The organism is Polaribacter vadi, assembly GCF_018861005.1.
In the GTDB taxonomy this organism is placed as follows: Bacteria; Bacteroidota; Bacteroidia; order Flavobacteriales; family Flavobacteriaceae; genus Polaribacter; species Polaribacter vadi_A.
Window position 1 is genome coordinate 39656 of record NZ_JAHKQL010000015.1, and the last position, 23581, is coordinate 63236.

The 23581-nt window shown below is 28.6% G+C and carries 25 protein-coding genes; 12 read left to right on the forward strand and 13 right to left on the reverse strand.

All coding sequences use genetic code 11. The features are described 5' to 3' along the window. Positions 1–97 precede the first annotated feature (97 nt). Entirely contained in the window at positions 98–1156 is a 1059-nt protein-coding gene (locus tag KO506_RS07170; protein ID WP_215994219.1) for an isoaspartyl peptidase/L-asparaginase family protein, read from the forward strand. Here KO506_RS07170 and KO506_RS07175 read toward each other — a convergent pair. The 7 genes from KO506_RS07175 to KO506_RS07205 all read right to left on the reverse strand — a co-directional run bounded on the left by KO506_RS07175 (position 1144) and on the right by KO506_RS07205 (position 5390). Then, complete coding sequence (locus KO506_RS07175; RefSeq protein ID WP_215994220.1) at positions 1144–1488, reverse strand: hypothetical protein; 345 nt, start codon at positions 1486–1488, stop codon at positions 1144–1146. The two genes, KO506_RS07170 and KO506_RS07175, sit on opposite strands and share 13 nt — an antisense overlap. 179 nt (positions 1489–1667) lie before the next feature. Beyond that, positions 1668–2957, reverse strand: a complete 1290-nt coding sequence (locus KO506_RS07180; protein ID WP_215994221.1) for a hypothetical protein — start codon at positions 2955–2957, stop codon at positions 1668–1670. Further along, a complete protein-coding gene (locus tag KO506_RS07185) occupies positions 2957–3493 on the reverse strand; it encodes an RNA polymerase sigma factor (RefSeq protein WP_215994416.1) in 537 nt (178 codons plus the stop codon). The genes KO506_RS07180 and KO506_RS07185 overlap by 1 nt, the downstream gene beginning before the upstream one ends. A 4-nt stretch (positions 3494–3497) precedes the next feature. Next, a complete protein-coding gene (locus tag KO506_RS07190) occupies positions 3498–3908 on the reverse strand; it encodes a hypothetical protein (RefSeq protein ID WP_215994222.1) in 411 nt (136 codons plus the stop codon). Between the two features lie 12 nt (positions 3909–3920). Continuing rightward, positions 3921–4625, reverse strand: a complete 705-nt coding sequence (locus KO506_RS07195; protein WP_215994223.1) for a hypothetical protein — start codon at positions 4623–4625, stop codon at positions 3921–3923. An 11-nt stretch (positions 4626–4636) separates the two neighbouring features. Beyond that, positions 4637–4981: a DUF4377 domain-containing protein gene (locus KO506_RS07200; RefSeq protein WP_215994224.1), complete on the reverse strand. Its 345-nt coding sequence runs from the start codon at positions 4979–4981 to the stop codon at positions 4637–4639. Position 4982: 1 nt separating this feature from the next. After that, on the reverse strand, positions 4983–5390 hold the full coding sequence (locus KO506_RS07205) for a hypothetical protein (protein ID WP_215994225.1): 408 nt from the start codon (positions 5388–5390) through the stop codon (positions 4983–4985). Positions 5391–5563: 173 nt separating this feature from the next. Here KO506_RS07205 and KO506_RS07210 point away from each other — a divergent pair, with 173 nt between their 5' ends. The 3 genes from KO506_RS07210 to KO506_RS07220 are packed head-to-tail and all read left to right on the forward strand — an operon-like array spanning position 5564 to position 7508. Continuing rightward, a complete protein-coding gene (locus KO506_RS07210; protein WP_215994226.1) occupies positions 5564–6538 on the forward strand; it encodes an acyl transferase in 975 nt (324 codons plus the stop codon). A 24-nt stretch (positions 6539–6562) separates the two neighbouring features. Further along, positions 6563–7015, forward strand: coding sequence for a large conductance mechanosensitive channel protein MscL (gene mscL / locus KO506_RS07215; protein ID WP_215994227.1), 453 nt, complete (start codon positions 6563–6565; stop codon positions 7013–7015). Positions 7016–7067: 52 nt separating this feature from the next. Next, a complete protein-coding gene (locus tag KO506_RS07220; protein WP_215994228.1) occupies positions 7068–7508 on the forward strand; it encodes a YHS domain-containing (seleno)protein in 441 nt (146 codons plus the stop codon). 100 nt (positions 7509–7608) lie between these two features. Here the strand turns inward: KO506_RS07220 and KO506_RS07225 are convergent, their stop codons facing one another. Genes KO506_RS07225 through KO506_RS07235 form a run of 3 tightly spaced genes read right to left on the reverse strand, consistent with a single transcriptional unit; the run spans position 7609 to position 11150 of the window. Beyond that, a complete protein-coding gene (locus tag KO506_RS07225; RefSeq protein WP_215994229.1) occupies positions 7609–8364 on the reverse strand; it encodes an MbnP family protein in 756 nt (251 codons plus the stop codon). Next, positions 8361–9683, reverse strand: a complete 1323-nt coding sequence (locus KO506_RS07230) for a hypothetical protein (RefSeq protein ID WP_215994230.1) — start codon at positions 9681–9683, stop codon at positions 8361–8363. The genes KO506_RS07225 and KO506_RS07230 overlap by 4 nt, the downstream gene beginning before the upstream one ends. Before the next feature lie 36 nt (positions 9684–9719). Next, the gene (locus KO506_RS07235; protein WP_215994231.1) at positions 9720–11150 is read right to left on the reverse strand and encodes a choice-of-anchor B family protein; all 1431 of its coding nucleotides are present in this window, start codon (positions 11148–11150) and stop codon (positions 9720–9722) included. A gap of 105 nt (positions 11151–11255) precedes the next feature. On the opposite strand from KO506_RS07235, the gene thiL reads away from it, so the two are divergent. Both thiL and KO506_RS07245 read left to right on the forward strand, forming a co-directional pair. Then, positions 11256–12305 (forward strand): thiamine-phosphate kinase, encoded by a 1050-nt coding sequence (gene thiL, locus KO506_RS07240; RefSeq protein ID WP_215994232.1) that lies wholly within the window; start codon positions 11256–11258, stop codon positions 12303–12305. A gap of 7 nt (positions 12306–12312) precedes the next feature. Continuing rightward, complete coding sequence (locus KO506_RS07245; protein ID WP_215994233.1) at positions 12313–13473, forward strand: MFS transporter; 1161 nt, start codon at positions 12313–12315, stop codon at positions 13471–13473. 9 nt (positions 13474–13482) lie between these two features. Here the strand turns inward: KO506_RS07245 and KO506_RS07250 are convergent, their stop codons facing one another. From KO506_RS07250 to KO506_RS07260, 3 genes are all read right to left on the reverse strand, one after another. Continuing rightward, positions 13483–15867: an outer membrane beta-barrel family protein gene (locus KO506_RS07250; RefSeq protein ID WP_215994234.1), complete on the reverse strand. Its 2385-nt coding sequence runs from the start codon at positions 15865–15867 to the stop codon at positions 13483–13485. Between the two features lie 140 nt (positions 15868–16007). Then, positions 16008–17126, reverse strand: coding sequence for a helix-turn-helix domain-containing protein (locus tag KO506_RS07255; protein WP_215994235.1), 1119 nt, complete (start codon positions 17124–17126; stop codon positions 16008–16010). 35 nt (positions 17127–17161) lie between these two features. Next, positions 17162–17938, reverse strand: coding sequence for an alpha/beta fold hydrolase (locus KO506_RS07260; RefSeq protein WP_215994236.1), 777 nt, complete (start codon positions 17936–17938; stop codon positions 17162–17164). A 43-nt stretch (positions 17939–17981) separates the two neighbouring features. On the opposite strand from KO506_RS07260, the gene KO506_RS07265 reads away from it, so the two are divergent. The 6 genes from KO506_RS07265 (at position 17982) to KO506_RS07290 (ending at position 23572) form a co-directional block, all read left to right on the forward strand. Continuing rightward, a complete protein-coding gene (locus KO506_RS07265; protein ID WP_215994237.1) occupies positions 17982–19538 on the forward strand; it encodes a serine hydrolase in 1557 nt (518 codons plus the stop codon). Positions 19539–19541: 3 nt separating this feature from the next. Then, positions 19542–20816 (forward strand): branched-chain amino acid transport system II carrier protein, encoded by a 1275-nt coding sequence (gene brnQ / locus KO506_RS07270; RefSeq protein ID WP_215994238.1) that lies wholly within the window; start codon positions 19542–19544, stop codon positions 20814–20816. Positions 20817–20867: 51 nt separating this feature from the next. Continuing rightward, a complete protein-coding gene (locus KO506_RS07275) occupies positions 20868–21707 on the forward strand; it encodes a helix-turn-helix domain-containing protein (protein WP_215994239.1) in 840 nt (279 codons plus the stop codon). Between the two features lie 321 nt (positions 21708–22028). Continuing rightward, positions 22029–22343, forward strand: coding sequence for a thioredoxin (gene trxA, locus KO506_RS07280; RefSeq protein WP_215994240.1), 315 nt, complete (start codon positions 22029–22031; stop codon positions 22341–22343). A 274-nt stretch (positions 22344–22617) separates the two neighbouring features. After that, positions 22618–23166, forward strand: a complete 549-nt coding sequence (locus tag KO506_RS07285; RefSeq protein WP_215994241.1) for a carboxymuconolactone decarboxylase family protein — start codon at positions 22618–22620, stop codon at positions 23164–23166. Between the two features lie 31 nt (positions 23167–23197). After that, complete coding sequence (locus tag KO506_RS07290) at positions 23198–23572, forward strand: cupredoxin domain-containing protein (protein WP_215994242.1); 375 nt, start codon at positions 23198–23200, stop codon at positions 23570–23572. Positions 23573–23581: the final 9 nt, after the last annotated feature.

The following is a 23581-nucleotide window of genomic DNA, read 5'->3' on the forward strand; positions in this document are numbered from 1 at the left end:
AAAATCTTTATTTTAGAAGTCCGAAATTACGAATAAAATCACATATATATGATTTTAACAAAAACAATATTTATTGTTTAAATTTGAACAAATATCTATGAAAACACAAATCTTTCTATTATTTTTTTTAATGACTTTTTTAGCATGTAAAAATGAGTCAAACTCATCATCTAAAGAAAAAAATACTGCCGTAAAACAAAATGAATTTGCTATTATTATTCATGGTGGAGCAGGTACTATTTTAAAGAAAAATATGTCTGATGAAAAAGAAGCAGCTTACAAAGCTAAGTTAGAAGAAGCAATAAAAGTAGGGCATACAATTTTAAAAAATGGAGGAACTAGCCAAGAAGCAGTTGTAAAAACGATTCAAGTTATGGAAGAATCTCCATTATTTAATGCTGGTAAAGGAGCTGTTTTTACCAATTCTGGCACCAACGAATTAGATGCTTCTTTTATGGACGGAAACACATTAAATGCTGGTGCAGTTGCTGGTGTAAAAGATGTAAAAAGTCCTATTGAATTGGCTGTAAAAGTAATGACAGATTCTGATCATGTAATGCTTTCTGGAGATGGAGCAAGTATTTTTGCTAAAGAAAAAGGGTTAGAAATTGTAGATCCAAGTTATTTTTATACAGAAAGACGTTTTAAATCTTTACAAAGAATAATAGAAAAAGAAAAAACTGAATTAGATCATGATGATAAAACAGCTGCTTTTTACGATTCAGATATTAAAAACAGCAAGTTTGGAACTGTAGGTTGTGTTGCTTTAGACAAAAATGGAAATATTGCTGCTGGTACATCTACAGGAGGAATGACTAACAAACGTTGGGGAAGAATTGGTGACGCACCAATTATTGGCTCAGGAACTTATGCTAATAATTTAACTTGTGGAGTGTCTTCTACAGGTTGGGGTGAATATTTTATAAGAAGCCAAGTTGCTTATGATATTTCTGCACAAATGGAATATCAACAAAAGACTTTAAAAGAAGCTACAACAGATGTTATTCATAATAAGTTAACCAAATTAGGAGGAACAGGTGGTGTTGTAGCTCTTGATAAAAACGGAAATATGTCTTTTGAGTTTAATACTGCTGGTATGTACAGAGCATCAATGAACGATAAAGGCCAATTAGTTGTAAAAATTTACAAAGAATAATCTAGCCACTCTTCAGGTAAAAGTTCTAAATTGATATTTATAACTTTAGATTCTTTTTTCTTAGCAAAAGCCAAACTTGAAAAATTTTTAGTTGATAAATTAATATTATGTTTCTTATTTATCATTTTTAAAACCTCGTTCATAGACCTTTTGGCACATAAAACCAAACTGTTCATCATTGAATTAGATTCATTAGATAAATCATATAAATCTACATAATATTTAGGTTTATTATCTTGATATATAATCCATTGAGAGGATTTTCTTTTAGGTATTTTTAAAACTTTTTTTGTACCACTTAAAGTTCTGTACGTTATTTCAATAAGCTTCATTTCATCATCTTTTTAGTTAATAAAATTTTCTAGCAATCATTTTTAAGAAACTGTAAACGCAAATTCAAAAAGCATACAAAATTAGCCGTTTTTTTGCATTTTTATTAAAACATTTCGTTAAAATGTATAATGTAATAGATAATCAGTAATTTATATACGTTGTTTTTGTTAGTATGGTTTTAGAAGTTGTATTTAAGACCTGTATAAAAGCCTAAATTAAAGGGTGCAAAACCATTAGAATTTTTATTAAAAGTGTTTAGTTGCATTTTTAACATCGGGTTTAGGTTTAAAGACCAATTTTCATCAAATAGGTAATTAAAGTCAAATCCTAAATTTCCACTAAAATTAATGTTGTTCAAATTGTTTGCTTCTAATGTTTTTGATAGTGTTTCTGTGTTTAAGTTTACAGTATTTTTATTAAGAAAAAGCGAACTAAAACCAGTTACTATTTGCGTTTCGAATTTGTTGTTGGTAGAAAAACTGTATTTCACTTCTATAGGGATTTCTAAATAACCATAGTTTTGAGTTAGATTACCAAAAGTGGTATTTGAAGTAGTAGTAAAATCGCTACTTAATAATGCATTAAAATTATTATTACTATCAAAAGAAAAAGTTTCGCCATTTGTAAATTCTGTTGTTTCTGTATTACTTTGCTCTGATAGTGAAATGCTTACTTGGTTATTGGCATAACTCATTTCTTGTAAATGAATACCAGATTGAATTGTCCATTTTTTATTGATTTTATAAGCAATTTGTACACCATAAGAATAAGTGTTTTCGCCTTTAGTAGAGTTTGCTAAATTTTCATTAATAGGAGATGTATTTGTAAAAGAATTTGATTGTAAAACTGCAAAAACAGGAGCAACAGACCAATTTTTGTTTATTTGTTTATCTGTAATTAAATCTTCTTTTTCTTTAAATAATTCTTGAATGTTTAACTTTTTAAAATTCTTCTTTTTAGTATTTATTGTTGATATAGATAACTCACTATTTTTTTGTGATATATTTAAATTATCATCAAAAGAACTAAAAGAAACCTGTAAAACCTTTACAGGTTTTCTATTATTTATTACACTTTTATCTAGTCTTGTTTCAGCTAAGTTTTGAGTGTTTTTGTTAATCTGAATTGTTTCATTAGCTATAGAAATAAGCACATCATCTTTTAAGTTTTTATTTAAAATAAGTGTATCCTTTTCTTTTAAAATTGTTGAATTTTCTTTGTGAATAGTTGTAATTACTTCATCAAAAGTGTTATTAATATTTTGATTTTCATCCTTAGAAAAAGGGTTAGAAATTAAGCCCAAAATTAATATTGAAGCTACAGCACCAGAAAACCACCAAAAAGGAAAAACCTTACGTTTCTTCTTTTTTAGTTTGCTTTCAATATTGATCCAAGCGCTTTTTTTTGGTGAGATTTCCAAATCTTTAAGCTGTTCTTGAAACAGTTTATCTATGTTTTTGTTATCCATTAATTCAACTTTTTTTGATGGATTTCTAATTTTTCTTTCAAAATTTTTCTAGCTCTAGATAAGTTCGATTTAGAAGTGCCTTCAGAAATTTTTAGTAACTCAGAAATTTCTTTATGAGAATAATTATCTAAAACATAAAGGTTAAAAACCAAACGATATCTGTCTGTTAATTGCTGAATACATTCTAATAAAACATCAACATTAAAAACAGAGTTTTCTATTTCTAATTCTTCGTTTTCAACATCTTCTATAACTTCATTTACAATTTCTAAAGGTGCTTTTTGCTTGTATTTTTGTAAAACTGTATGAATTGTTATTTTCTTTAACCAACCCTCAAAAGAACCTTTGTATTTATACTGTTTTATTTTTTCGAAAATGGTTAAAAAACTATCTTGTAGGTTGTCTTCTGCATCTTGATAGTTTCTAGAATATTTTAAACAAACAGCAAAAAGTTTATCAGCAAATAAGTGATAAACTTTAGATTGAGCATCCAAATCTTGCTCACAACATTTCTGTATTAATTCTTCGAGTTTGATGTTTCTAATTTACAGGAACTACGACTTCTTCAAAAATGTTTTCGCCATTATTATCTTCACCTTTCCAAAATTTAAAAATATAATCCTCTTCTTGTATAACAGTAATTACCATATCAAACTCGTATTGAGTAGTTTGTTCTGTACAAGTTTTATCTAAATCTACTAAAGATTGTATTGCAACAATTCTTGTAGTGTCTTGGTATTCGTAATATACATGATCAAAACTATAGCAATCATTTTTAAAAGTATATTTTACTTTTATAGTATCTTTTTCACCAAAAGTAAAAGAGCTTGGCACTGTATATTCATCAATAGGTAAAAGTTCAAAACCATAATTTAAATAGTCGTTATTTTCATCATTTAAACAAGAATTAAAGAGTAAAATAATGGTAAAAAGTAAAATAAATTTTTTCATAATTTTTTATGTTTAGTAAATTAATATTGGGTATCCATTTCTGCATTCTACTTGCTTGGGAGGGCTAATAATAGAACAATCAGAAACGATACCCCATTTAATATTAAATGCTTTTTCAGCTTCAGTATATGTTTCTACTTTTTGTAAAAAAGAAGCTACATCAATGTTTTTAGAATAAGGTAAATAACCTTGTGGTCCACCACAAGCTTTAGAACCAAAAGCAGTAAATGCCCAGTTATTTGAGTTAGAACAAGTTTCGCCATAAGCAATATTTGAGATTTCACTAAATAAATCCATTAACGCCCTGTGTTCTATTTCTTGTTCTGTTAATTCTCTTTTAACCACTAAATTTGTTTCTGTTATTTCTATAATTTTCCACCCAAAAAATGAAGAATAACTTGCTGTAGAAATACTTATTAAATCGTTTGCTATTGTAAAAGTACCATCAACATTAAAATAGGTAAGTGGAGGTGTGCCACACCAACCAGAAGTTCTTTCTATAAAACCCCCAGTTTTTTTAAATGCAATTCCATAACCTTCATCTGGTAAAGTACTACTTCTTTTAAATGTTGTGGTTTCATTTTCGTAAAAAGGTTCTACCCAATTACCAATTAATAAATTGTCTGGATCTATTGCTATTTCTTCATCATTCATATTGTTTTCGCAAGAGAAAAAGAATGCAGCAAATACTAAAATTACAATGTTTTTTAAATGCATAATTATAAGTTTTAAATGGGTAAATTTTCTGATATTTTTTCTGTTTTAGAAACAATCTCAATTAGTGTAGTTTCTATAGAAGAAGCATCTTGTGGCGGATTTTCTATTTTTCTTTCTGATACTTTAATTACATATTCAAAGCCTTCTTCGTAGTTAAAACCAACAATTGAGCTATAAAAATATTGCCAATTTTCTGTTTCATTTTCTTTAACTAATAAACATTTTTGATAATCTACACCCACACAATCTGCTTTTATAGATGCTACAATTAGTGTTTTTTCTGGTGTTATTAAGTTATTGTCTTCACAAGACAATAAGCAAATACTAAAACATATTAGGTATATTACTCTTTTCATATTAATTTATTTGTGTATTCCAACCTTCTAAATTTAAAATAATGTCAGAATAACCTTCTTTTAAATTAGAAATATCAAAGGTGTATTCTTGCTCAAAAAAAGCCAAACAAGCTTCATTGTTATCTAAAGAAAGTTTAATGTTTCTTTGCACTGGGTAAGATTCTAAAACTATATTAGCATCTATTAAAACAGCTTTCCAAGAATTGCCATCACAACCACTACTGCTAATTTTTAGGGTTAAAAGATTTTCGTTTAAAATTGCTTCTGTAATAGTATAATTGCTAGTTGTTGTTTTATTATATAGTGAGTTGTTTATGATAACTGATTCATGATCAGTAATTATATCAACATTTTCGTTACAAGAAATCAATAAAAAAATCATTGTAATTAATATACCAATTTTATTCATTTTAAGTTCTTTTTTATAAGATACAAAAAGAGCAAAAAGGTTGCGTTGAATAATAGTATTTTTGTAAAAAATAATTTTTGTTGATTAATTCTTTTTCAATTTTCCTTTTTTAAAGGATGAAAAAAACAAAGAAAACCAAACAGTAAAAGTGTTGTGGTAATTTTATAAAGTTTATGAAAGAAAGCATTTTTAATATAAATAACGAACAAGATTTTACAAAAACAACCATGGCAGTTTTTAAACATCAGTTTAAGAACAATAAAGTGTATCGTTCTTTTTGTGATTTAATAAATAAACATCCTTCTGATGTTACTAAAATAGAAGAAATTCCTTTTTTGCCAATTCAGTTTTTTAAATCAAGAGAAATACTTTCATCCAAAGAAAAAATTGAAGAGATTTTTACAAGTTCTGGAACAACAGGCAGTATTACAAGCAAGCATTTTGTAACCGATATTAACCTTTATAAAGAAAGTTATTTAAAAGGATTTGCACATTTTTACGGCAATATAGAAGATTACGTAGTTTTGGCTTTATTGCCAAATTATTTAGAGAGAAAAGGGTCTTCTTTGGTTTTTATGGTTGATGATTTAATTCGAAAAACCAATAATATAGAAAGCGGATTTTATTTAAATAATTTAGATGAATTAGCCAATAAACTCATCAATTTAGATAAAAAAGGCCAAAAAGTTTTACTTATAGGTGTCTCTTTTGCTTTATTAGATTTGATTGAGAAACATCAATTTAAGTTAAAAAATACCATAATAATGGAAACAGGTGGTATGAAAGGCATAAGAAAAGAATTGATTAGAAATGAGTTGCATCAAATACTTTCTGATGGTTTTGGAGTTAATGAAATTCATTCTGAATATGGAATGACAGAATTACTAAGTCAAGGGTATTCTAAAGGAAATGGAGTTTTTGAAACACCCAATTGGATGAAAATTTTAACCAGAGATACTGAAGATGCTTTAACCATTCAAGAACAAGGAAAAACTGGTGGGATTAATGTAATTGATTTAGCAAACTACAATTCTTGTTCATTTATTGCTACTCAAGATTTAGGGAAAGTATTTGAAAACAAAACTTTTGAAATTATAGGGCGCTTTGATAATTCTGATATTAGAGGTTGTAATTTGATGGTTTTGTAAAGAATAAAAATAAAAAATTTAATTATGAAGTTTAAGTTATTACAAGAGTTTAAAGATTTTGCTGTAAAAGGTAATATGATTGATATTGCTATTGGTGTTATAATTGGTACTGCATTTAATAAAGTTGTAAATGTTTTAGTAAAAGAGGTTTTAATGCCACCATTAACATTAATGACAGATGGCGCAAATTGGGAGAATAAAAAGATTATTTTAAGAGAAGCTATTGTAGCTGATGGCAAATCTAAAATTGAAGAAATAGCTATTGGTTATGGTAAATTAATAGAAGCTGGTGTAGATTTTTTAGTAATTGCAATTACTGTTTTTTTAGTGGTAAAAGTTATGAATAGTATGAAACAAAAAGCAGACGACCCAAAAAATAAAACAGTGGCTACCCCAAAAAATATTGAGTTAATGAATAAGACCAATGAACTTTTAGAAAAACAGAATGCCTTTTTAATGAAGCTTTTAGATAAATAATTTTTTTTGTAATTATTATAAATTTTATCGACCAAAAAGAAAACAAAACTCGATGAAACCTATAATTACTATTTTATTTTTAACGATTTCAATTTCAATTTTTAGCCAAGAATATAATCTAAAAAAAGGATATGTTGCAGAAGGTTATGATGTGGTTGCTTACTTTAGTAATAAAGCTGTAGAAGGCGATAAAAAGTTTACAACTGAGTTTGATGACGTAAAATTTAAGTTTTCATCTAAAGAAAATTTAGAAATTTTCAAAAAAAACCCAAAAAAATATGTCCCTGCTTATGGAGGGTATTGTGCTTATGCTGTGGGGGTTAAGTCTAGTAGGGTAAGTGTAGATCCTGAAACTTTTGAAATAAGAGATAAAAAATTGTACCTGTTCTACAATTCTTGGGGAACAAATACGTTAGAGTTATGGAAAGACGAAGGAGCTGACGATTTAAAGAAGAAAGCAGATGCCAATTGGCAAAAAATAAAATATAATTAATAACCAGTGCAGACTTAGGGGACATTTTTTTGCCTGTGTTATTTAGAAAGAGGGTTGATTTTATCAACCCTCTGTTTATTTACAAAAGTTTCGTTTTTAATTACTGAATTACACTACCCAAAGAAAAAACTGTTTTTCCATTAGCGTTCATTAATTTCTGAGCATCAAAATTGGGCATTAAAACTGTATTTAGTTCGTTTAAATTCCAAGTATTAGGGTTTTTAAACCATTCAGAAATATCCATTTTAATTTCTATGGTAGCACTATTTGTAATTACTATGTTGCCCAAATCAACTTCAAAAGAAGTGTCTTCGAATACTAAATTATTAGAGTCAGACATGTCTATAGCTCTAATTGTATGGTAATTAAAATTTGCATCAGCATTATTTGTGTCTTTGTATTTACCATCAAACTGCATAAAATGATAACCACCACCCATCATTCCTGGTACATTAAAAGTAACAGAATTTAAATCTTGATAAACACCATCTATATTATCTTCATCAGTAAAACCAAAAGTAAATTTTAGTGATTTTGTACCTGGTGTAATTTCATTAAATTCGATTTCAAAACCAGAATCTTCACCAATATTTATAAGTTGATAGTCTTTAGTATTATCATCTAAAGTGATGTTAGAAACCAAATATCTTAACCTTTCTATACTGATAGATTCTCCATTTTCAGTAGTAAATTTAAACTCATTAAAATCTTCGGAAGTAAGAGCTGTACCTGCCCAATTATGAGTGAATTTTAAAGTAACATTTGTGCTCTCTGGAAAAACACAACAATCTATTTCGTTTTTACAAGAAGTAAATAAAAATATTGTTAAAAAAACTAAGCTTATATATTTTTTCATTTTTCTGTTTTTATAATTAATGCATCAGAGAAACCTTTATTTTCGGGAATATCTTGGTCTGAACTAGAACTCTCCCCAACTGCAATTATAGATTGATTATTTAATTCAATAGCATCAAAAAGGAAATCATTTTCTGTACCACCAAAAAACTTTTGCCAGATTAAATTACCAGAATTATCAACCTTTAAAAGCCAAGCATCACTTTGCCCAAAATTTGTAAAATCGTTGTCTGAGCTTCTAGAATAACCAGCAATTAAAAAGTCATCATCTTGTGTTTTAGATATTGAACGAGCAACATCAAAACTAGTTCCTCCAAAAGTTTTCTCCCAAATTAGAGTTCCATCCGTAGAAATTTTAAGCATCCACAAATCTGCTGCACCATTGTTAAAACTTACATTATTGTCTGAGCTTCTGGTATCACCAACAATTATAAAATTACAATCGTTTGTGGCTGTTATCCCTCTTGGTTCTTCAATTTCTGAACCTCCAAAATTTTTCTCCCAAATTAGAGTTCCATCAGCAGAAATTTTTAAAATCCAAAAATCGTAAGTGCCTAAATTGTTAGAAATATTAAAATCGTCACTGTCTGAAGAAGCTGCAATTATATAGCTATTATCTGTAGTTTCTACAACTCCAAAAGGTGTATCTGTAAAAGACCCACCAAAATATTTACTCCATTCTAAATTACCAGAATTGTCTGTTTTTATAGCCCAAACATCACCACCTGCATGTTTTTGAGCGGTTTTGGCATTGCCTTCTCCATTAGATGCTGTAACATCTAAAACGCCTGTTATTAAAAAGCCATCATCTGAAGTTTGTAGTAAAGTTGTACCAGTATCAGCACCAATAAAACCAAAGCTTTTTTCCCAAGTAATGTTGCCATCAGTAGAAATTTTTAAGAGCCAAAAATCTTGTGCACCTGCATTATTTGCAACAACAAAATCGGCACTTTTGCTGTAACCAAAAAGCGCAAAACCACCATCGTTTGTAGCAATTAGATCTGCACCTCTATCATCATCAGAACCTCCAAAGGTTTTTTGCCAAAGCAAATTATCATCCGAAGAAAATTTCATTACCCAAAAATCGAAACTCTCGTCAGTTTTTGTTTCAATATCTAAATCGTTGCTTTGTGTATAACCTAAAATTGCATAACCACCATCTGAAGTAGCTACAACAGAATTAAAAACATCGTTTTTAGTACCGCCAAAAGTTTTTACAAAGTTTGGGATACCTTCATATAAAGTTGGTAAATTTTCAATTTGTTTTTTAGTACAGCAAACAAATAGTAGCAGTATTGCAGTAAAACAAATTTTTTTCATTTCTTGGATGATGTTTTTAATTTTGAGAGTAGTTTTTTAATTAACTACCAATTTTGTGGTGTAATCATCATTAATTTTAACAAAGTAAATTCCTTTATTAATATTGCCAATATTTAGTTCGTATTGAGTGCTATTTATGTTGTTTTCTTCCGCTATTTTTTGCCCAACTAAAGAGTAAACTTTAATGTTTTTAATAGATTCACTATTTAAGGATTTAATAGTTGTTTTGTTTGATGTTGGATTAGGAAACATAGAAAACCCCAATTCTAAATTCTGATTTTCTAAGCTTAATGTTCCACTTTTTCTGATGACAAAAAATCCATTGTCAATATCACTCACAATAATATTTCCGCTCGGGAAATAAGGATAAACATTCCAAGCCCCATTAAAAGCAGTGTTGTTGTTATCTGGATACGTATCAAAATAGCCAACTTCTGTAATTGTTTTGTTTTCGATATCAGAAATATCTAACATTCTAACTCCTGCAGTATAACTTGCTTGATAATAAATGTTGTTTTTTACATATCCATTATGGTCTATTGCAGCAGCATCACTATAATAATCGAAATGATGTAAAGGGTTATCTAAATCTGTAAAATCGAAAATTACAGTTTTGGTGTTGTTTCCAACTCGAATTTCATCAAGTTCATCACCTAAAATAAAATATTTTAAATCTTCTGTAAACCAACCTTGGTGCGCATATCTTACATCTGTATAAGTAATTGTAGAAATGATTTTAGGCGCTGTTTTGTCTGTAACATCTGCAATTACTACTTCATTTTCGTTACTACCAATTAAAATTTCTTTGCCTGTATAATCTAAATCAGGTCCATTATAGGTAATAACTTGTGCATCATGAGCATAACCACCTTCTCCAAAACCACCTTCTAAAATTGGGTTGGTTGGATTTTGAATATTGATAAAAATAGGACCACCTTTGTAAGTAGAGCTTCTACTTGCACCTACGATATAAGCATAACCACTTTCTTCGTTAATTACAATATTATGAGCTGTACCAAATTCTGTAAAATGAGTATCAGCCAAAAATACTTCAGGAGAATTTGTTACATTTCTTAGTCTTGTTAAATCGAAAACTTGCATACCATGATTACTGGCTTCGCTCACAATAAAAGCGTGATTGTTGTATACTTTTACATCTCTCCAAGAACTATTTACAGTGCTTGTTGCTAAAGTTCCTAAAATTATTGGCGATAATGGATCTGTAATATCTATAAAAGTGACACCTTTGGTTGTGCCCATTAAAGCATATTCACTTTGTGTATCTGGGTCTGTCCATCCCCAACTGTCATTGCCTTCTGCTCCAGAACCTGCAATTTCAGTAATAGAAAAATGAGAAAGTAAATCGTAATCATTACAAGGATAATTACCTGAAAATCCGTTTGTACAAGGTATTTGAGAAAATGCAATTTGAGATAAAAAAAGGAGGATAAATGTAGTTTTTTTCATTGCCAAAAGAGATTTATATCAAAAATACATTATAAATTGAAATATTATTCATTTTCTCTGTTAAACTAATTCTCTCAATTTTTAGAATGTACCTATCTTTGCAATATGTTAGAAGACAAAAATCAACAAAAAACATCTTTAGCTGAACTTGGTGAGTTTGGTTTAATTAATCATATTACAAAATATTTTAAAGTTGAAAATGCATCAACCTTAAAAGCAATTGGAGATGATGCAGCAGTTTTAGATGCTTCAGAAAAGCAAACTTTAGTAACCACAGATTTATTAATTGAAGGTGTACATTTCGATTTAAGTTATATGCCTTTAAAGCATTTAGGTTATAAAGCTGTAATGGTTAATTTATCTGATGTATATGCAATGAATGGATCTGCAGAGCAAATTACAGTTTCTATTGCTGTTTCTAATCGTTTTCCTTTAGAAGCTATAGAAGAATTGTATGCTGGTATTCAGTTGGCTTGTGATACGTATAAAGTTGATTTAATTGGTGGAGATACTACATCATCTACCAAAGGAATTTTAATTTCTGTAACAGCCATAGGTAAAGCAGAAAAAGAAGATGTTGTTTATAGAAGTGGCGCAAAAGAAACCGATTTAATTGTGGTTTCTGGTGATTTAGGTGCAGCTTATTTAGGATTACAAGTTTTAGAAAGAGAAAAACAAGTTTTTAAAGTAGATCCAAATAATCAGCCAGATTTAGATAATTATACGTATTTAATCGAGCGTCAATTAAAGCCAGAAGCTCGTAAAGATATTGCTGGTTTGTTAAAAGAATTGGAGGTAAAACCAACTGCTATGATTGATATTTCTGATGGACTTTCTTCAGAACTTTTTCATATTTGTACACAAAGTAAAGTAGGTTGTAAAATTTATGAAGATAAATTGCCTTTAGATCCGCAAGTTATTTCTACTTGCGAAGAATTTGAGTTAGATTCTACAATGGTTGCTTTAAGTGGAGGTGAAGATTATGAACTTTTATTTACAGTGCCAATTGCTGATTTTGATAAAGTAAAAGCAAATCCTAATTTTTCTATTATTGGTCACGTAACTGCAGAAAACCAAGGTTTACAATTAATTACGAGAGCAAGTCAAGAAATTGAGTTGAAAGCGCAAGGTTGGAATGGTTTAAAAGAAGGCTAATTTTTTAATGAAATCTTTACGATTAATACTATCTAACTTAATTTTTTTGGCACCTTCTTGGGTTTTCTCTTCCATTAACATTTTAATAGGAACCTGGATTTTATATATACCTTTTATAAAAACTAAATTCCAATTAAATGATGCTGAGATTGGTTTCGCACTTTTTTTTACAGCTTTAGGCTTGTTAATAGCCATACCTTTTATTCCGAAAATTAATAGAAAAGTAGGTTTAGGAAAATCGACAAAAACAGGAATTATATTATTAGCTCTTGCTTTTAATTTACCATTATTAGCATCTAATTATATACTGCTTTGTGCCTCACTATTAACTGTTGGTTTGTGTTCTGCATTTACAGATGTTTCTTTAAATGCCTTAACAGCAACCATAGAAAAACGAGAAAATGAAAATTTTATGTCTGCTGCACACGGTTTTTTTAGTTTGGGTGGTTTTATTGGTGCTTCTGTAGGTAGCTTGTATATAAGTCAGTTTTCTAACCCGCATTTGCATATGCTTAGCATTTCTGTACTTGTAATTGTATCTAATTTGTATTTATCTAAAAGCTATAAAAATGTTCAAGTTGATGTAATAAAAACTCAGCCTCAAAAACAATCTTTTTATAAAAATATTAAACCACTTATTATACTATCTATTATTGCATTTATTGTATTATTTAATGAAGGTGCAGTAGAACATTGGAGTAATTTATTTTTGTTTGATGTAATACAGGTCTCTGAAAGTAAAGCAGGTTTAGGTTTTATTGTTTTTTCTTTAATGATGACTATTGGGCGATTTTTAGGTGATGGTTTTAGTACTAAACTAGGTTCTTTAAAAACCATACTTTTAGGAACTTTACTAGCCTTTTTTGCTTATTTACTCATTATAGTTTCACAATTATATGTAACAGTTATCGGCTTTGGTTTTTTAGGATTAGGTTTATCAGTAATAATACCAGAAATTTATAGAGTTGCAGGTAAAACCAAAGAATTGGAAACCTCTTTTGCAATATCTATAGTATCAGGAATTGGTTTTGTTGGTTTTTTAGTTGGCCCAGTTATTCTTGGTGCAATTTCTAATTGGAGTAACTTAGTTACAAGTTATATTTTTTTAGGAATATTGATGATAATTGCCTCTTTTTTAACTTTGTTCGTATTAAAAAAGAAGCCATAAATTATCCTATTAATTACTTCTTCTTTGCTCATCATTATTGCTAAAAGCTCTGTTTTTTACCTTAACTTTTTTGTTTCCAAAATCGTAAGAAAGTGAAATTCTAATATTTCTAGAGCTTTCATTAGATCTGTAATTTTGTTTAATCCCATTCACATCAGAAACATAATCTCTTAAACTTGCTGTGTTAAAAACGTCGTTGCAAAATATAGAGAATTTTACATTATTTTTAAATTGATGTTGTAAGCCAAAAGATAAATTATATAAATTACCAACACTATATAAACCTCTACTGTGTTTAGATCCAAACCAAGAATTTACTTGTAATTTTGTGTTGTTAGATACAGAAAATGTATTGTTAGAACTAATAGATAATTGCGTTCCGTTTTTCGGATTAGTGCCAATATCTTTTGTAAATTTAGTAACAAATGCCATTAGACTTAGGTTGTTCTGAGATTTCCACCAAGAAATTTTATTGTAAGAAAAACCTTCTGAAAACATATAAGTAAATGTTTTAAAATAGTTTTCTCTTGTAATTATTTGATCTTGATTTTGAGCATCTGTATTAAAAACTGCTCCAAAACCATCATTAGTAATGTTTAAAGAAAAACTAGTATTTAAGTTGTTTTTATAAAGGTGATAAACCTCGAAATTATCTGAAAAAGATGGTTGTAAAAACGGATTTCCAACACTGTAACTATTGTCATTAATATAAACTCTAAACGGATTTAAGTTTCTAAAATTAGGTCTGCTTATTCTTTTACCATACGCAAAACCAAAATTATGAAGTTCGTTCTTTTTATAAGAAAGATATAAAGTAGGGAATAATTTGCTATAGTTATTTTGGTTTTCTTGTTGTATTGCTGCGTTAATTCCTGTGGCTTTTGTGTCTTCAAAACGTAAGCCAAATTGTAATGTTAATTTATCAGATAAATTGGTATTTCCAGAAAAATAAGCCGCTAATACATTTTCTTCATATTCAAAAGCATTAGATCTGTTTGGGTCTAAAACTTCATTACCAGAAAGCGTATTGTAGTAGAATACATTACTCTTTGTATTTGTAAAACTCGCTTTAACTCCATAAGATAATTTTATTTTCTTAAGAGGAAAAGCAACATCTATTTGAGTATTAAAATTTTCTATTTCTTGATTTGCTAAATTTAATGCTGCTGCATTTATACCTTGAGAATTGTAATTGACATCAAAACTTTCTGCAATAAAATCTTGACTAATTTTTGAGTTGTACGTAAAATAATCTACATCTAAAGAAATACTTTTACCTAGAGAATCTAACTCAGAATTTAAATGAAAATTTATAGAATGATTCTTGTTCTTAACCTCTCTGTTTCCAGTATTTATCAAACTACTTTGCAAGTTTTTTTGATTGTCAAAAATTGTTGATGTTGTTGTGCCTACTATATCTGGTTGTTTTGTGTTTCCTAAATATTGTATTCCAAAAGTAGTTTTATCAGAAAGTGCATAATCAACCAAAAAACGCCCAGAAAATTGGTCTTTTTTATTCTTTCCTTTAATGTCAATATCCCAAAAATTGTTAGGATAATTAATTAATAGTCCTTCTAAACCTTCAAAGCTTCCTTTGGTTGCATTTATACTTGCTGATAAAGAAAGTTTATTTTTATTGTAAAAGAAATTATTAGCAAGCGTGGTAAAATTATACTTGTTTTGATTGTAAGAAACTGTAGTTGCATTTCTCCAAGAATCTAACAATCCTTTCTTTAAAATTATATTTATTAGACCTCCATTTCCTGCAGCATCATATTTTGCTGGCGGATTTGTAATTACTTCTATTTTAAGAATATTGCTTGCAGAAAATCCGCTTAAAAAACTCATTAAATCATCACCTTGTAAAGGAGAAATTCTACCATTAATCATTACTTGAGTTGCCCCTTTTCCTAAAATAGAAAGTGCTCCATTTATAACTTGAACTCCAGGAGTTATGCTTAAAACATCAATACCATTTCCACCAGTAGCAGAAATACTTTTTGCAACATTAAAAATCATTCTATCAATTTTTCTTTCTAAAATTCTTTTTTCTGTTTTTACAATAATTTCGTTTAAAGCTTGTGTGTTTTCCTCTAAAATAATAGTTCCTAAATGTAGATTTTTATCAATTTTAATAGTTTTTTTCCAAGTTTTATATCCTAAGAAAATAATTTCTAAGGTATAATTTCCACTAGTAGTTTTTAGTTCAAAAACACCATTTTCATCTGTAGTAATTCCAGTAACTATTTTATTGGTTTTGTCTTTTAAAATTACATTTGCAAACGGAATAACATCTAAATTATCAGTTACTTTTCCTGAAATAATTTGTGCTGATAAAATTCCTGAGCATAATAAAGTAAGTACAATTAATGTGTTTTTAATATTTGTTTTCATCGTTTTTGTTTTTGATGATACAAATGTGCAATTCAAATTAATTTTGTGCGACCGAAAACGCAAAGTCGAACTGTTTTCTGTAAAAGAAATCAGTTCGACTTTGTTTTGTAAACGTTCGACTTTACGTTAAATAATTGATTTTAAGTAGTTTTTCTAAACTGAGTTGGCGTTTTTCCTGTATACTTTTTAAAAGCAGTATTAAAGGATGATTTAGAATTAAAACCAACTTCGTATAAAATTTCTAAGACTGTATATTCTTTTTTGGACGGATTTCTAAGTATATTTTTAGCTTCTTCGATTCTATATTCGTTTACAAAATCGAAAAAATGCTGATTTAAATTTTGATTGATTAAAACAGATAAATCTCTGGAATTCATTTTTAATGCTGAAGCTAAATCTCTAATCGTTAAAGACGGATTTAAGTATGGTTTTTTATTAACCATAAAATCTTTTAAGAGTGAGATTTTTGGGTTTATCACTTTTTTAATTTCAGTGTTTTTAATTTCTTTTGATGTTTTTAAATCTACATCTACACCTTTAAATAATTTAGGAGAATTTACAGCCTTTAAAAACAGCCAACAGATAAAAAAGACACCAAAAAGTAAAGTTACAGTTCTAATAATATCTATTGCATTACCATTATAATTTACTCGAATATAACCTTTTATAAGTGTTATTACTTGCCCAATAAAGAGCAAAATAGATAATTGTTTTAACCAATTATAGTTTTTAAAAGCATTTTTATCTGTGTAATTTTCCAGTAATAATTTTCTATATCTTAAAATATAATAGATTTCTGCGCATAAATATGCAAAGGATAAAACATCACCAAAATAGCTTAAAAATTGTACTTCACTATTATTATCATAGTTGCTAAAAAAGGCAATTTTAGCAGCATCATCTGCTAAAAAGAAATTAGGTAGTAGTACTAAAATAGTAATTAACCAAGGTAATAAATGAATTAAATGTTTCCATTTCAACTTAAAATTTGAATAAATTACTGATAAAATATATAAAAATAAAAGCGGATTTTTAAACAAAGAAATTTTATTTCTTAGCATTTCTAGATCAAGAGGTAATTCTATAATTTGATAATAAAAAAAAGCACTAATATCTATTGCAGTAATTATTAAAAAAGCTGCTAAAAGCTGATTGCTTAGTTTTTTTTCTGCTTTTACAGAAAGTAAAAAAACAGAAAACAACAAAAATAGGATTACAATAAGAACAGCTAAAAAACTAATTATGGAATCATAATTCATAATTTCAAATATACTTATTATTTAGAAGAGCATAATTATATAAAATTTGTTAATGTATCAATCAAAATTGCTGTGTTTTCTATATGACTCATATGCCCATCAGGAAAAACAACAAAATCTGAATTGGTATTTTTAGCTTCATCAATAGAAGCTTCAAAATCTAAAACTGGATCTTTTTCACCAATAATCATCAATTTTTTAAATGTGTTTTTTGTTAAAATATGGTTCCTATTTGGTCTGTTTTTCATTCCTTCATTAGCAGCCATATAACCTTGTACAGAAGTTTTTAAGGCTTGTATTTTAACGTCTTCAATTTCGTTTTTATATTTTGATAAATTCTCTGGATGAAACAAATTAGCAACCGACATTTTTACCAAAGATTCAAAGCTATTCTGAACCATTTTATTGGCTCTTGTTCTTAGGTTTTTGCGTTCTTCAGAATCTTCGTTAGAAGTAGAATTCATTAAACATAAACCTTTTATTTTCTTCGGATTTTTATCTGCCAAAGCCAAAGCAACATAACCGCCCAAAGAATGCCCAATTAAAAAATAGTCATTAATTTTTAGATGATGTAAAACAGCCTTAATACTTTCTGCAAATAATTCCATAGAATGGATATAACCAATAGATTCTGAGTTTCCATGACCTAATAAATCAACTGTAATTATTCTATTGTTTTTAGAAAGTTGAGGTGTAATTTTATCCCACATTGTGGAATTCTCTAAAAATCCGTGAATTAGAACAATTGGGGTTCCTTTTCCTACATCAGAAAAAGAAATGTTTGCGTTTTTGAATGTGATTGATTTCTGCATCACACAAAAATATGTATATTTCAAGTATTAAAATAAACATTCTATGTTCAAATTCAAACACACATTTTTAGTACTCTTATTAACGTTTTTTTCTATTCAAATTGATGCTCAAATCAAAGAAAAAACTTTAGATGAACTTATACAAAAAACCTTAATCACTTTTGATGTTCCAGGAATTTCTGTAGGTATTTTAAAGGATGGGAAAATGGTTTATTCAAAAGGTTTTGGTGTTCGTTCTTTAACAAATAAAAAAGAAATGAACGAAAGCACTTTAGTAGGTGTAGCATCTAACAGTAAAGGTTTTACCTGTTTTGCATTAGCAATGATGGTAGATGAAGGTAAACTAAATTGGGATGATAAAGTAAGAAAATATATTCCTGAATTTCAGTTGTATGATGCTTGGGTAACAGAAAATTTTACGATTAGAGATTTGGTTACACACAGAAATGGAATGGGTTTAGGCGCAGGCGATTTAATGTTTTTTCCTGAAGGAAATGATTTTAAAGTAAAAGACCTTATCAACAATGTAAAATATTTAAAACCAGAAACTTCATTTAGAAGCACATTTGCTTACAATAACAATATGTTTATTATTGCTGGCGAAGTTTTAAAACGTGTTAGTGGTCTTTCTTGGGAAGAGTTTATTGAAACAAAAATTATGAAACCTGTTGGAATGACAAGTAGTAAAGCGTCTTATAACAGAGTTACAGACAAATCAAATATTATTGATGCACATACAAGAACAGAAGGTAAAGTAATACAAATACCTCATGATTGGAGTGAAACTGCAAATGCTGCTGGTGGTATTGTAAGCAACGTAAAAGATATGTTAACTTGGGCTAATTTTTTAATGAATGATGCTGTAACTACATCAGGAAAAAGATTGTTAAGCACAAACCAATTTCATGAATTATGGCAACTGCAAACACCTTTAAAAGTTAGAAAAGGAGATTTGTACAATTCCAATTTTAAAGGTTATGGTTTAGGTTGGTTTTTAACAGATGTAAAAGGTGGTTACAAACAAGTGTATCATACAGGAGGTTTATTGGGTACAGTAACTCAGTTTACTATGATTCCAGATTTAGATTTGGGTATTATTGTACTAACAAATCAAATGAATGGAAATGCTTTTAACACCATTACAAATACTATAAAAGATAGTTATTTAGGTTATGACAATAGAAACTGGATAAAAACCTATGGAGATAAAAATGCCAGCTATTTGCAATATAATGATAGCATAAAAGCAAGTATTTATAAGAAAGTTGATATTGCAAAAAGTAATAAAAATTTACCAAAACCATCACAAATTGTAGGTACATATTCAGACAATTGGTTTGGTGATGTTATTATTTCTTTTGATGATAATAAGTACACTATAAAAAGTAAAAGATCTACAGATATTACAGGTGAATTATTGCCATTTAACCAAACAACTTATGTGGCAAAATGGAACAACAGAAGTTTTGATGCAGATGTTTTTGTAAACTTTACGTTTGATGAAAATGGAAATGCAAAAAGTGCAACTATGAAATATATTGCACCAATTACAGATTTTAGTTTTGATTTTCACGATTTAAATCTTCAAAAAATAGATTAATTTATGAACAAAACAAAAGAAATTTGGATTGCAGGTTTTGCACTTTTTTCACTCTTTTTTGGAGCAGGAAATTTAATATTACCTCCAAGTTTGGGCGCAAAAGCAGGTTTAGATTGGTGGATTGTTGTTTTAGGCTTTGTGCTTACAGGAGTTACTATTCCTATTTTGGCAATTTTTGCACACGCTAAATTACAAGGAACTTTATACGATTTTGGTAAAAAAGTTTCTCCGGTTTTTAGTACCATTTTTTGCTTTTTAATCTACATTATTGCAGTTGCAATTCCATCACCAAGAACTGCAGCAGTTACACACGAAATTGCAATTCAGCCATTTTTTGATTCCTCACCTATTTTAACTAGTATTATCTACTTTTTATTGGTTTTTATTTTTGCGGTAAATCGTTCCAAAATCATTAGTTTAATTGGTAAGTTTTTAACCCCAATTATTGTAATTATTTTATTGCTAATTATTGCAATTGTAACTTTTACAGCCCAAGGAACTGTAAATCCATCCACTTTAAAAAAACCTTTTGTAGATGGTATTTTAGAAGGTTACCAAACTTTTGACGCCATTGCTGGTGTAGTTGTAGGAGCCGTAATTATTATCTCATTAAATTATAGTTCGCACACCACTTTTGATGCCAAAAGAAAATTAATTAGACAAGCAGGTTTTATTGCAGGTACAGGTTTATTATTAATTTATGGAGGTTTAATTTTAAGTGGTTCGTTGTTATCATCAACCTTTGTAGAAAACGCTTCTAGAACTGAAATTTTAACCAGTTTAAGTACACAAACTTTAGGGAATTTAGGTGCTACTTTTTTAAGTATTTTAGTGGCTTTGGCTTGTTTTACAACAGCAGTTGGTATTGTAACAGGTACAGCAGATTATATAAAAGGCATTTGCAATGATTCTAAAAAGGCTTACATACTTACAGCAGCCATTGCTTCAATTATAGGAATTTTTGTGGGTAGTTATCAAGTAGATTTTATCATTACAATAGCAGTCCCAGCCTTAATGTTTTTATACCCAATAACTATTATGCTGATTATTTTAAATATTGTACCAGACAAATACGCATCAAAATTGGTGTTTAGAGGTGTAATTTTAGTAACCTTTATTTTTAGTATTCCAGATTTTTTAGGGTTTATCATCCCAAGAGAAAATTTAACAGGTATTGTAAATGTAATTCCTTTAGCCAAACATAGTTTGGGTTGGGTTTTACCAGCAATTTTGGTTTTTGGGTTGCTGAATTTGAAGAAGAAAGTGTTAACGAAATAGAGTTTAAGTTTCCATCACTTTTTACGACCAACAAACAAAACAAACTCAAATTTGGCAGTTCAAGACATCACTAAACATTCTTTTAAAGATATTTTTTCGGTAAGCACAGTAGCATTTGAAAAAGCCTGTACAATAGATCATTCAATTCAACAAAATAATTATTCTATTTATTGGATTCAAGAAGGAAGTGGAATCTATAATATCGATTTTGAACAATACACTTTTACAGATAATGTATTATTTTTCTTATCACCAGGCCAAGTTTTTACTGTAGATTCAGAACAAATAAAAACGGCTTATAAATTAACTTTTAAAAGAGATTTTTACTGCATACAAACACACGATGCAGAAGTAGCTTGTAACGGAATTTTATTCAACAATATTTATGAAACCCCTTTTGTAAAACCCTGCGAAAAAGACACAAAAAAACTCAACTATATTTTAGAAAATCTGATAGAAGAATTTCAGCAAAACGAAACTGCACAATATGATATGTTGCAAGCCTATTTAAAGCAATTCATTATAAATTCTGTACGTATTAAAAAAGAAAATCACGTAATAAAAGAAGACACAGAAACACGTTTATTTAAGGATTTTAGTTTGTTGGTAGAGCAGAATTTTAAAAGTATGCACACAGTAACAGATTACGCAAATAGATTAGGACTTTCGCCAAAATCGATTACCAAACACTTTCAGAAATTGGGTGCAAAAACACCATCAGAATTTATTAAAAACCGCATTTTATTAGAAGCAAAACGTTTGTTGATTTACACAGACAAAACCGTTAAAGAAATTGCTTTTGAGCTCGGTTTTAACGATCCTGCTTACTTTACACGCTTTTTTACAAAGGCAATTTCAAAATCTCCACTTCAATTTAAAAAGGAATACTAAACCTATTTCTTGTATAATTTTAATACTAATTTGTGCGTGTCTTTGTACTGATTATCATCAGCACAAAGTCAGGCTTTCTCAACTCGCTTTTTAAAGTTTTATCAAACTTTAAAAGAGCTCAAACAAATTGTTCAATCCTTCACGCGTGCATTTTTGCCAACTTTATTTCCTTGTCCAAACAGTAGGAACTTTTGTCCATTTTTAAACCTTTGTCTTGGTTGCATCTTTGCAGTGTAAATAAAACAAATCATTTTAAGATAATTTCTAAATACATTAAAAACATCTTTCCTGTGTTAACAGGAACCTAAAACAAATATAAATATGGAAATACAATTAGAACAAACTCAAGCAAACGATATTATAAAAAACAACCCAACTGTTTTATTAGATTTTTATGCAGATTGGTGTGGCCCTTGCCAAACATTATTACCTACAATTCACAAATTAGCAGACGAGTTAAAAGATGATGTTACTATTAAAAAAGTAAACGTAGATAACAACCAAGAATTAGCAGCAAAATTCGGAATTAGAAACATACCAACTTTGGTTTTCTTTAAAGATGGTAAAGCAGTAGATAAACATACAGGTTTAATTACAGAAAGAAATTTAAGAAGCAAAATAGACAGATTAAAGTAAATAAATTTTACTGTCCAAACCAAAGGAACTTTTGTCCATTTTTAAAGGTTAATGTTGGTTGCATCTTTGCAGTATCAATCAGTAACAACTAAAAAAATAAAAATTATGAAAACAATAGAAAGTACACAATGTCCTAATTGTTGGGGCTACCAAACTTACGATGAGCAAAGTCCAGAACAACAACTTTGTGAGTGTAAAAGCTAACAATATAAAATTAAAAAAAATAAATAGTTAAAACAATCGCTGAAAAATATCAGCATAAAAAATAGAAATTATGAGCACATTTAATGTACCAACAAAAAACGAAGTATCAGAAAACAACCAAGCAATATTTAATCAATTAGAAAAAGGATTGGGTTTTGTGCCAAATTTATACGCATCTTTTGCACACAGTGAAACAGCATTAGGTAACTTTTTAGCTTTCGGTCAAGGAAAAACAAGCTTTTCTGCGAAAGAAAAAGAAGTAATAAATTTAGCTGTAAGTCAAGTAAACGAATGTGTTTATTGTTTGTCTGCACACACTGCAATTGGTAAAATGAACGGTTTTACAGATGCACAAATCATAGAATTAAGAACTGGTAATGCTTCTTTTGATTCAAAATTAGATGCTTTATCAAAATTTGCAAAATCAGTTGCAATTCATAGAGGAGCAGCAACACAAGAAGCTATAGAAAACTTTTACGAAGCAGGTTATACAAAAGGAAATTTAGCAGATGCAATTTTATTAATTGGCGAAATTACCATTACCAATTACTTTCATAAAACAACAGAAGTTCCTGTAGATTTTCCTGTTGCAGAACCATTAGAATCTTTATCAATATAAATAACAAATAATAAATTAAATAGTAGAAATTATGAGAAAATTAGTAGCAGTAATAGTATTAGTATTAGGTTTTGCATTTAACACAAATGCACAAGACAAAATGATGAAAGAAGCAGTAAAAACGGTTTCTTTAGAACAAACAAAAGGTGAGTTTACTCAAAAACAAATTACCTTATCAGAAGGGACTTATATTTTTGAAATTGCAAACACAAATGTTGGTCACAATGTAGGTTTTGTTTTAGCGCCAAAAGCGGATGCAAATGCGCATATTAAAAATGCTTATGTTACTGCACAAGTAAAAAATAACACTAAAGAAACTTCTAAAGAAGTTACTCTTAAAAAAGGAGAGTATGTTTATTTCTGTCCTTTAAATCCAACACCACAATATACTTTGATAGTAGAATAATTGTTCTTA